The sequence below is a fragment of the Streptomyces sp. P17 genome (genome assembly GCF_032436805.1).
In the GTDB taxonomy this organism is placed as follows: Bacteria; Actinomycetota; Actinomycetes; order Streptomycetales; family Streptomycetaceae; genus Streptomyces.
In genome coordinates, this window is record NZ_JAVRBF010000166.1 from 1 (window position 1) to 1,833 (window position 1,833).

General features: G+C 71.5%; 2 protein-coding genes. Both read right to left on the reverse strand.

Annotation, left to right across the window (positions count from 1 at the left end):
* Positions 1 to 458 (reverse strand): ATP-binding protein (locus RMT89_RS40075; protein WP_315888678.1); only part of this gene is annotated, 458 nt, incomplete at its 3' end.
* Complete coding sequence (istA, locus tag RMT89_RS40080) at positions 458 to 1,729, reverse strand: IS21 family transposase (protein ID WP_315888679.1); 1,272 nt, start codon at positions 1,727 to 1,729, stop codon at positions 458 to 460. The genes istA and RMT89_RS40075, both read right to left, overlap by 1 nt.
* Positions 1,730 to 1,833: the final 104 nt, after the last annotated feature.

The following is a 1,833-nucleotide window of genomic DNA, read 5'->3' on the forward strand; positions in this document are numbered from 1 at the left end:
AATGCGACGCGGTGTCCGGCCTGGCAGGCGCGGACCGCGAGCCCGATGGCCAGGTGCGTCTTGCCCGTGCCCGGCGGCCCGAGGAAAATCGCGTTCTCCTTGCCGGTGATGAAGTCCAATGTTCCCAGATGCGCGAGTTGTTGGCGCGTCATGCCGCGCAGATGGGTGACATCCAGCTCCTCGATCGTCTTGATCGCGGGGAAGCGGGCGGAGCGGATACGGGCCTCGCCGCCGTGCGACTCGCGGGCGGCGACTTCCCGCTGCAGGCAGGCCACCAGGTACTCGGTGTGGGTCCATGCTTCGGTCCGGGCGCGTTCGGCTAGGCGTTCGGCGGCGTCCAGCAGTGCCGGGGCTTTCATGGCGCGGGAGTAGAAGGCCAGGTCGGAGGCTGTCTGCTCGCCGGTGCGGCGGCCGGCCGTGGTGCCGGTGGTGGCCTTGGCCGCGGTGGTGGAGGGCATCAGGACGCCTCCGCCCCGTCGTGGCCGGCGCCGTCGCTCTCCGCGCCGCCGTCGATGACGGTGAACATGCGGTCGTAGCCGGCCAGCGAGCGTTGCTCGACCTCCACTTCGGCCGGTGCCGTGTGTGCCGCCGCGGCGGCTCTGGCGTGCAGGAACTCGCCGCGCAGCAGGCGGGCGGCCTCGGCGTGTGCGGGGTCGGTGAGGGTCTGGTGGCGGGCCCAGCAGCGCGGGTGCCAGGCCACCTGTGTGCCGTTGCAGGTGGCGGACACGGTCTGGGTGTCGACCCGCACGGTCACCTTGTGGCCGATCGCGCGCGGGTGGATGGAGTAGTCGCAGGTGCCCACGCGGACGTAGTGGTCGCGTCCCAGACGCATGGTCAGCTGCCACCAGGCGGGCGGGTCGATGGGCGGCAGGGCGAGCATCCCGGCCCGGTCTGCCTCCCAGCGGTCGGCCGGGCGGGCGTCGATGGTGCGGTGGCGGCGCCGGTTGGCCACCTTCAGCCAGCCGCCGAGCTGGGCGTTGAAGTCGGCCGGCCCGCTGAAGGTGCGGCCGGGCAGGAAACTGGTCTCCAGGTAGCCGTTGGCGCGCTCGACCAGTCCCTTCGCCTCCGGATCGCGGGGGCGGGTCTGGAAGACCCGCACGCCCAGCAGTCCGGCCAGAGCGGCGAACTCAGCCGTCAGCTTCCCGCCCCGGCCCACCGCGCCCTCGTTGTCCCACACCAGCGTCCTGGGCACCGCGCCCCACTCGGACAGCAGCCGCCAGTGCCCGTCGATCAGATCGCCGGCCTGCCGGGAGGGCAGCAGGCGGGCGGTGATCACCCGCGAGTAGCCGGCCACCATCACCAGGACCGGCGGGGAGGCGGCCTGCCCGTAGCCGAGGGGGATCTCGGCCGGCGGGAACCACAGGTCGCACTGGGCGATCTCGCCGGGCTGGTAGACGGTGCGCGAGACCGGGTCAGCGGGCAGATACGCGGGCCGCAGCTCACGCACCCGCTCCTTGAGCACGGTCATCCCCCGCTGCCAGCCGATCCGCTCGGCGATGACAGTGGCGGGCATGGTGGGGGTGGCCTTCAGCAGCTCGCGGATCGCGGGTTCGAAGGTATCGACCGCGGAGCCCGCCGGGGCACGGGTGTACTTCGGCGGCCGGTCGGTGTTCAGGGCCTTCTTCACGGTGTTCTTCGAGATGCCCAGGTGCCGGGCGACAGCCCGGACCGGCATGCCCTCAGCGCGGTGCAGCCTGCGGATCTCTGCCCAGTCCTCCACGCGGATCACCCTCTCCTCCTGACTCCCTGTCAGAAGTCAGAATGGTCAGAAGATCACGGAGTGGGTCACTTTTGATCCGCCGTTCGTGAGCCAGTTTTCAGGCGTCGCCGACA